Raw genomic sequence first — 8,223 nt, 5'->3', positions numbered from 1 at the left:
CCGCCCCGCCGGCCGGACGTCCCCGCGCCGCCGGCGCCGGCCGCCACGAACCGTGGCGCCGGGCGCCGGCCCGGTAGCGTCAGACGGCACCGCATGACGCTCGTCGACGCCCTGCCCAAGGACCCCGATGCCGACGCGCTGTACGAGGCGTTCACCGACTGGGCGGCGCACGAGGGCCTGAACCTCTACCCGCACCAGGAGGAGGCCGCGATCGAGCTCTTCTCCGGCAACAACGTCGTCCTGGCGACGCCGACGGGGTCGGGCAAGTCGATGGTCGCGATCGCGGCGCACTTCGCCGCGCTGGCCGAGAACCGGGTGACGTTCTACACCGCGCCGATCAAGGCGCTGGTGTCGGAGAAGTTCTTCGCGCTCTGCGAGATCTTCGGCGCGTCCAACGTCGGCATGCTGACCGGTGACGCCGCGGTCAACGACGACGCGCCGATCATCTGCTGCACGGCCGAGATCCTCGCGAACATCGCACTGCGGCAGGGGTCGAAGGCCGACGTCGGCCAGGTCGTGATGGACGAGTTCCACTACTACGCCGACGGGCAGCGCGGCTGGGCGTGGCAGACGCCGCTCCTGCTCCTCCCCCAGGCCCAGTTCCTCCTGATGTCCGCCACGCTCGGCGACGTCTCGCGGATCGCCGAGGACCTGACGGAGCGCACGGGCCGGGAGACCGTCCTCGTCGACGAGGCCGAGCGCCCCGTCCCGCTCACGTTCTCCTGGTCGATCGACCCGCTGCACGAGCTGCTCGAGGACCTCGTGAAGGCGGACAAGGCGCCGATCTACGTCGTGCACTTCACGCAGGCCTCGGCGATGGAGCGGGCGCAATCGCTGCTCTCCGCCAACCTCTGCACGAAGGAGGAACGCCGGCAGATCGCCGAGGTGATCGGGGCGTTCCGCTTCACCGCGGGCTTCGGCAAGACGCTCTCGAAGCTCGTGCGCTCCGGCATCGGCGTCCACCACGCCGGCATGCTCCCCCGCTACCGGCGGCTGGTCGAGCAGCTGGCGCAGACCGGCCTGCTCAAGGTGATCTGCGGGACCGACACCCTGGGCGTCGGCATCAACGTGCCGATCCGCACCGTCGTCTTCACCGCCCTGGCGAAGTACGACGGCACGAAGCACCGGCTGCTGAAGGCCCGCGAGTTCCACCAGATCGCCGGACGCGCCGGACGCGCGGGATTCGACACGGAGGGCTTCGTCGTCGCGCAGGCTCCGGAGCACGTGATCGAGCGCCAGCGCGCGCTGCAGAAGGCGGGCGACGACCCGAAGAAGCGCCGCAAGGTGCAGACGAAGAAGCCGCAGGACGGCGCGGTCCAGTGGACGGAGGAGACGTTCGAGCGGCTGAAGGGCGCCACGCCGGAGGCGCTCGTGTCGAAGATGCGCGTGGACCACGCGATGCTCCTGAACGTCGTCCACCAGCCGACCGACCCGGTCGACGCGATGACCGCGCTGATGCGCGAGAACCACGAGGACGAGCGCGGACGCGACCGCCTGTACGAGCAGGCGCAGTCGCTCGGCGACGAGCTGATCGCCTCGGGCGTCCTGCAGTGGATGGACGAACCCGACGAGCAGGGCCGCCGGCTGCAGCTCGCCGAGCACCTGCAGGACGACTTCGCGCTGAACCAGCCGCTGGCGTCGTTCGCGCTCCAGGCCTTCGAGCTGCTGAACCGCGAGTCGGAGACCTACACGCTCGACGTGCTGTCGGTCGTCGAGTCGATCCTCGACGACCCGTTCCCGGTCCTCATGGCGCAGGCCAAGAAGGAGCGCGGCGAGGCGATCGCCGAGATGAAGGCCCAGGGCATCGAGTACGACGAGCGGATGGAGCTGCTGGAGCAGGTCAGCTACCCCAAGCCCCTGGGCGACGAGCTGCTCGACGCGCTGCGGAACTTCCGCGAGACGCACCCGTGGGTGCGCGAGAGCGACCTCTCCCCGAAGTCCGTCGTGCGCGACATGCACGAGTGGGGTCGCACGTTCACCGAGACGGTCTCCCACTACGGGGTCATGCGCTCCGAGGGCCTGCTGCTGCGGTACCTCAGCTCGGCCTACCGGGCCCTGCGCCAGACGGTGCCGGAGGACGTCAAGACGCCCGAGCTCGAGGCGATCATCGAGTGGCTCGGCGAGACCGTCCGCCAGACGGACTCGAGCCTGCTGGACGAGTGGGAGGCGCTGACCGACCCCGAGGCCGTCGCCCGCGTCGCCGCCGACATGGCCGCCGGTGCGCCGCCGCCCCCGGCCCGGCCGATCACCGCGAACACGAAGAACTTCACGGTGATGGTTCGCAACGCGATGTTCCAGAAGGTCCGGCTCGCCTCACGCGGCTTCGCGGACGAGCTCGCGCAGCTCGACGCCGCCGCCGCGGCGCTCACCGACCCGCCCGGCCGGATCACGATGCGCGCGCACGCCTGGCGCGACGCCCTGAGCGCGTACTGGGAGCTCTACGACGAGCTGAACGCGGGGCCGGCGGCCCGCTCGCCGGAGCTGCTCCTGATCGACCGCGATCCGCCCGGCGAGGAGGGCCGCCGCTGGATCGTCCGTCAGATCGTGCTGGACCCGGACGACAACCGCGACGTCGCGATCGTGGCCGAGGTCGACCTCGACGCCTCCGACGCCGCGGGCGAGCCCGTCATCCGGACCCGCCGGTTCGGTCCGGACGGTCCGGCCGACTGACCCCGGCTGCGGGGCTCAGTGGGCGTGCTCGTGGTCGTGGTGGTCGGCCATCTCGCGCAGGCGCCGGTACTCGTCCGTCGTGATCGCGCGTCCGCCGACGGTCGAGAGCGCGGGGTCGCCCTCGAGGTACTGCTCCTCGTTCTTGCGCCAGACCGCCACGTAGCGGTGGAAGGGCACGCGCGGGTGCAGGTGGTGGACCAGGTGGTAGTTCTGGAACAGCATCGCCGGGGACAGCCAGCGCTCGCCGCCGACGCGGTTGCGGGTGGCCTTCAGCCGGTCCTGCTTGGGCGTGTCGCGCAGGCCGTTGTGCGGGAGGTAGTCGAACGCCCAGCCGAGGAACAGCACGCTCAGCCGGCACGGGATCAGCAGCACGACGAGCAGCTCGACGACGTGGCCCGTCGCGACGAGCGTCGCGATCAGGGCGACGAGCACGGCCAGCGTCCCGAGCTGCTCGACCTGCTCCGAGCGCGGCCGCTTTCGCAGGTGGGGCAGGTAGAAGGCCATGTAGTAGAGGTCGATCGTCATCCAGCGCAGCGGCAGCTGCCAGCGGGGCCCGTGGATCGCCCAGTGGTCCGGGTCGGTGCCGTCCTGGTGGTTGGTGAAGCGGTGGTGCTGCATGTGGATGAAGCGCCAGGTCGGGAAGCTCGCGTGCGGGGCGAAGAACGGCACCGCCAGGCGGCCCATCCAGCGGTTCAGCCGCGGCTCGTTCGACGCGGAGGAGTGCCCGGCGTCGTGGGCGACGGTGAACAGCAGGTAGGAGCAGACCGCGTTGACCGGGATCGTCACCCACCACGGCGTCGTGCCGGCCAGGTAGGCGACCGTCGACAGGACCCACACGCCGATGCCCGAGACGAGCAGGCCGAGCAGCGGGAGCGAGACCCGCGGGACGGGCTCGGCCGGGTCGGGGATGGTGCGGACGGTGACGGGCGACTGGGGCAGCGACGGTGCGGACATGCGCGGGGTTCTCCTCGGACCTCGTGTGCCTCGACCGTAGGCCCGGCGCGGACGGCGATCAATGGGCGTCCGGCACGCGCCGATGTGCAGACTGCACACCGGCCGCCGGGCCGTCGCCGTCGACGGCCGGGTCACGGAGGGCCGCGGGGTCCAGACCGCAGGCGAGGGTCAGCGCCAGGAACAGCTCCCGCGGGCGCTCCTCGATCGACGCGCCGCGCAGCGTCTCGGCCCGGTGGATGCGCTGCAGCACGGTGTTGCGGTGCAGGTCCAGCTCCCGTGCGGCGGCCATCGCCCCGCCGCGCGGCGCGACCACGGCGAGCACGGTGCGGCGGACCGCCGCGGTCGCCTCGTCGTCCCGGGCCAGGTCGCCCAGCTCGTCGCGCACGAACGCCCGGGCACCCGACAGGTCGGCCGTGAGCAGGTCCAGCAGCGCGACGTCCGCGAACCCGACGACGGCCCGGCGGTCCCCCAGGACGCCGGCCACGCGCCGGGCGCGGTCCGCCTCGCGACGGCTGCGGACGAACCCGTCGAGGCCCGGGTGCGACGCCCCCACCGCCACGGCGACGTGCGGGCCCGCATCGCGGACCGCGGCGTCCAGGGCGTCCTGCTCGAACGTCCCGTCGGCGGCGACCCACCCGCCGAGGACGCGCGGGCTCTCGAGGACCAGCAGCGGACGCCCCGGCCCGAGGGCCTCGGCGACCGCCGCGGCGACGCGCTCGAGCTCGGGTCCCTCGCGGGTGCTCCAGCAGACGAACGCGGTCTGCGGCCCGGCGAAGCGGTGGCCGAGGCCGCGCTCGGCCGCGGCGACGTCGACGGCCTCGCCGTCCATCAGTGCCCGCACCAGGTCCCCGCGCAGGACGACCGCACGGCGCTGGCGGCGCTCGCGCTCGGCGAGGTGCTCCGCGCTGACGCGGGTCGACACGACGTCGATGTACTCCAGCGCGAACGCGGCGCTGCCGCCCAGCGCGGCGAGCAGGGCCTCGCGGTCCTCCACCCGCTCGTCGAGCGCCCGGGTCCAGTGGTCGAGGAACCAGCCGTGACCGAGCCGGTAGAAGCGCAACGTGTCGTCGACCTCGGCGCCGACGGTCGCCATCGCCCGGGCGTGCTCCAGCGCGGTCACCGGCGCGACCGTCGCCGACGACGGGATCCCGTTGCCCAGCATGGAGAGGATCGTCTCCACGTTCGAGCTGCAGGACGCCCGGGTCAGGCCCCGTAGCTCGGCGTGGGCGTCGAGCACCGGGATCCGGGCCTGCAGGTGATCGAACATGCCGTCGGCCAGGCGGTCGAGCCGGGCGAGCCACTCGACGGCCAGGGCGCGGACGGCGGCGTCGGCCGCCGCCCGCGGGTCCCGGTCGTGTCCGCTGACCGGGTCCGCCCGCATCGGCCGATCCTATGCCGATCGGGGTCGACCTAGGCCGGGACGTCCCGGACGGGACTGCGATGGGCCGCGGTCCGCGCCGTGCGCCACGGGCGCGACCGTGCCACCGCCCCGTCGCCGAAGGCCGCGGGACGGGACGGACGCGGGACGACCGGATGCGCGGCGGGGGGCCGCCGCAGGAGGCGACGGGACCAGGTGCGATGGGGACGGGGACGGCGAGGGACGGGGCGGGGGTTCACGGGGCGCGGTGCGGGGGGACGACGCAGGACGGGACGGGACGGGGCTGATGCGGGGGGGCGACGCAGGACGGGACAGGACTGATGCGGGGACAGGACGGGACAGGACAGGACAGGACGGGACCGGGTGCGGCGGGGCGGATGCCCCGGGCGAGGTCGTCAGCCGGCGAGGACCTCGTCGGCGACCTCCTGGACGATCGCGAGCGAGCGGTGGATGCTGCGTCGCGCGGCGACGACGTCCTCGAACGAGGCCGAGGCGTCGTCGCGGGTGATCTCGAGGATCCGCAGGTGCAGCGTGCGGACGGCGGTCGCGACGCGATCGAGCTCGTCGATCTCCGGGGTCCCGCCCGCAGCGGCGTCGTCCGCGATGCGCCGGAGCTCGTGATGGATGACGCCCGCGTCGAACCGCAGGGCCTCCAGGGCCGATCGGCCCTGCAGCGGCAGGAAGGGGTCTGACGGGGCGCGGACGGCGTCGAGAGGTGCGTGCGAGTCGAGCATCACCGGTTGTTCGCACGGGGTCCCGATTCTGTGACCGCGGATGTCCGGCGCCCTGGACGTCCGTCCGACCCGGGCGCCCGGAGGGACCCCGCAGCGGGGGTTGCGCGGACCCGCGTCGCTTCGGCGTACCCTTGCGCCGTGCGTGGATCCTCCCTGCCGCCGCTCGCCGCGGGCGGCCGACCCGTCCCGGCGCGGCGGTCGTCGTCTTGAGCGCCCACGACCGCCGGACCTCGACGCCGGAGCTCGCGCTCCGGATCGCGGCCTTCGGCATCATCGCGTTCGGGATCTTCGCGGTCCTCTTCCTGCGTCTGTGGTTCCTGCAGGTGCTCCAGGGCGACCAGTACACGCAGCAGGCGAACGAGAACCGGGCCCGCGTCGTCCGCATCGCCGCTCCGCGCGGCACCATCGTCGACCGCAACGGCCAGGACGGGGCGGGGACCTTCGTCGACAACAAGCTCTCGACCGTCGTGACGCTGCAGGGCGACGCGATCTCGCAGATCGACGTGCGCACGATCAACGGCTGGGGCCAGCGGCGCGGGCGCCACGACCTGGCCGTCGACCGCCTGACCGAGCGGCTGCTCGCTCCGTCGAGCGCCCGGGACGAGCGGCGGATCAGGCTGCTGTCGCCCGCCGCCCGCCAGCGGCGTCAAGCGCGGGCCACCTCCCGGGCGACCGCGCGGCTGCGGAAGGACCGGGTCCCCGACCTGAAGGTCTCCCGCGACGCCACCCCCGCCCTGCGCACCACGCTGCGCAACGTCGGCCGGCTGCTGGACGTCTCCACCGCCCGGCTGTACGAGCGCGTCGTCTCCGGCGTCGTCCAGGTGTCCTACGCGGGCGTCGCGCTGAACACGAAGGACGTCTCCCCCGCGGTCCGCAACTACATCCTCGAGAACCCGCGGCGCTACCCCGGGATCACCGTGACGAAGGAGTACTTCCGGCAGTTCCCGGACGGCGCCCTCGCCGCCCAGATCTTCGGGCAGGTCGGCGAGATCGGCGACGAGCAGCTGAAGGATCCGAAGTACCGGGGCCTGGTCCAGGGGCAGCGGATCGGCCAGAGCGGCCTGGAGTACGAGTACGACTCGTTCCTGCGCGGGCGGGACGGGGAGCGCCGGATCGAGGTCAACGCCGCCAACCAGCCGACGGGGCGGGTCACGGAGGTCCAGCCGAAGACCGGCGACCGCCTGCGCCTGACCCTCGACGAGCGCCTGACCCGCGTCGCCCAGCGCGGCCTGCAGGGCCAGATCGGGCAGCGCATCGACGTCAAGACCGGACGCAGGGCCGGCGGCGCGGTCGTCGCGATGGACCCGCGCAACGGCGAGATCCTCGCGATGGCGTCGTACCCGTCGGTCGACCCCGGGGTCTTCAACCGCATCAGCGCCAACCGGCTCCGCCGGCTCACGAGCCAGAAGAACGGCGAGCCGCTGTTCAACCGCGCGATCTCGGCGACGTACCCCGCCGGCTCGACGTTCAAGATCGTCACCGCCTCGGCCGGCCTGATGAGCGGGCAGATCTCGACGAGCTCCACGCAGGGCGCGGGGCAGTGCCTGAGCTTCGGCACCCAGTCGCGCTTCTGCAACGCCGGCAACGCCGAGCACGGCAACCAGAACGTCACGGACGCCCTGACGGTCTCGTCGGACACGTTCTTCTACCAGCTGGGCTGGGACCTCTACCCCCGCCAGGGCTCCCCGCTGCAGCGCTGGGCGCGGCTCTACGGGTTCGACCGCCGCACGGGCGTCGACCTGCCGGGCGAGGCGTCGGGCACGATCCCGGACGCCGCCTGGCGCCGCAGCCGGGACGTCGAGGAGAAGGCGTGCCGCAAGCAGCGCAAGATCGACAACTGCGGTCTGGTGGCCGAGCTCGGCACCCCCTACCGGCAGGGCGACAACGTCAACCTCTCCGTCGGCCAGGGCGACCTGCAGATGACGCCGCTGCAGCTCGCGACGGCCTACTCCGGCCTGTACGACCGCGACGGCGCGGTCCGCGACGACCTGCACTTCCCCACGCCGCACCTCGGCAAGCAGGTCGAGTCGCCCACCGGCGTGCTGAAGGAGCGGTTCGAGACGCCGACCTCGCGCCGGGTCCGGTTCCCGGCGTCCTACAAGTCCGCCATCGAGCAGGGGCTGCACGGCGCGGTCTCGGCACCGGGCGGTACCGGGACGGGCGTCTTCCGCGGCTGGGACCAGGGGCGCTACCGCGTCCTGGGCAAGACCGGCACCGCCGAGCGCTGCGACAAGTCGACCGGCACGGAGTGCGACCAGAGCTGGTTCGTGGGCATGGTCGAGGACCCGGAGCGTCCGATCGTCGTCGTGGCCACCGTCGAGGACGGGGGCTTCGGCGCGGAGGCGGCGGGCCCGATCGTCTGCGGCGTGATGCGCAGCTGGTACGGGCAGTCGGCCAAGCAGGTGCCCTGCTCGGGTGGGTCCGGCGGCGACTGACCCCGGGAGGCGCCGACCGCGGAGGGGCCGCGCCAGGCCGGTCCCGGCGGTG

Annotated in this window: 5 protein-coding genes; 2 read left to right on the top strand and 3 right to left on the bottom strand. The window is 73.2% G+C overall.

The features are described 5' to 3' along the window. Positions 1-93 precede the first annotated feature (93 nt). A complete protein-coding gene (locus Q7T67_RS17485) occupies positions 94-2,670 on the top strand; it encodes an RNA helicase (protein WP_304792688.1) in 2,577 nt (858 codons plus the stop codon). Positions 2,671-2,685: 15 nt separating this feature from the next. Here Q7T67_RS17485 and Q7T67_RS17480 read toward each other — a convergent pair whose 3' ends face one another. The 3 genes from Q7T67_RS17480 to Q7T67_RS17470 form a co-directional block, all read right to left on the bottom strand. Then, positions 2,686-3,624 carry a fatty acid desaturase gene (locus Q7T67_RS17480; protein ID WP_304792684.1) on the bottom strand — a complete coding sequence of 313 codons (939 nt, stop codon included), beginning with the start codon at positions 3,622-3,624 and terminating at the stop codon, positions 2,686-2,688. A 58-nt stretch (positions 3,625-3,682) separates the two neighbouring features. Continuing rightward, positions 3,683-5,005, bottom strand: a complete 1,323-nt coding sequence (locus Q7T67_RS17475; protein WP_304792681.1) for a CdaR family transcriptional regulator — start codon at positions 5,003-5,005, stop codon at positions 3,683-3,685. A 392-nt stretch (positions 5,006-5,397) separates the two neighbouring features. After that, entirely contained in the window at positions 5,398-5,736 is a 339-nt protein-coding gene (locus Q7T67_RS17470) for a hypothetical protein (protein ID WP_304792678.1), read from the bottom strand. 206 nt (positions 5,737-5,942) lie between these two features. Here Q7T67_RS17470 and Q7T67_RS17465 point away from each other — a divergent pair, with 206 nt between their 5' ends. Beyond that, positions 5,943-8,171: a penicillin-binding transpeptidase domain-containing protein gene (locus tag Q7T67_RS17465; protein ID WP_304792675.1), complete on the top strand. Its 2,229-nt coding sequence runs from the start codon at positions 5,943-5,945 to the stop codon at positions 8,169-8,171. Positions 8,172-8,223: the final 52 nt, after the last annotated feature.

It is taken from the genome of Patulibacter sp. (assembly GCF_030655195.1).
Taxonomy (GTDB): domain Bacteria; phylum Actinomycetota; class Thermoleophilia; order Solirubrobacterales; family Solirubrobacteraceae; genus Patulibacter.
The sequence above is the reverse complement of the archived record's forward strand: the minus strand, read 5'-3'. Positions and strand labels throughout refer to the sequence as shown.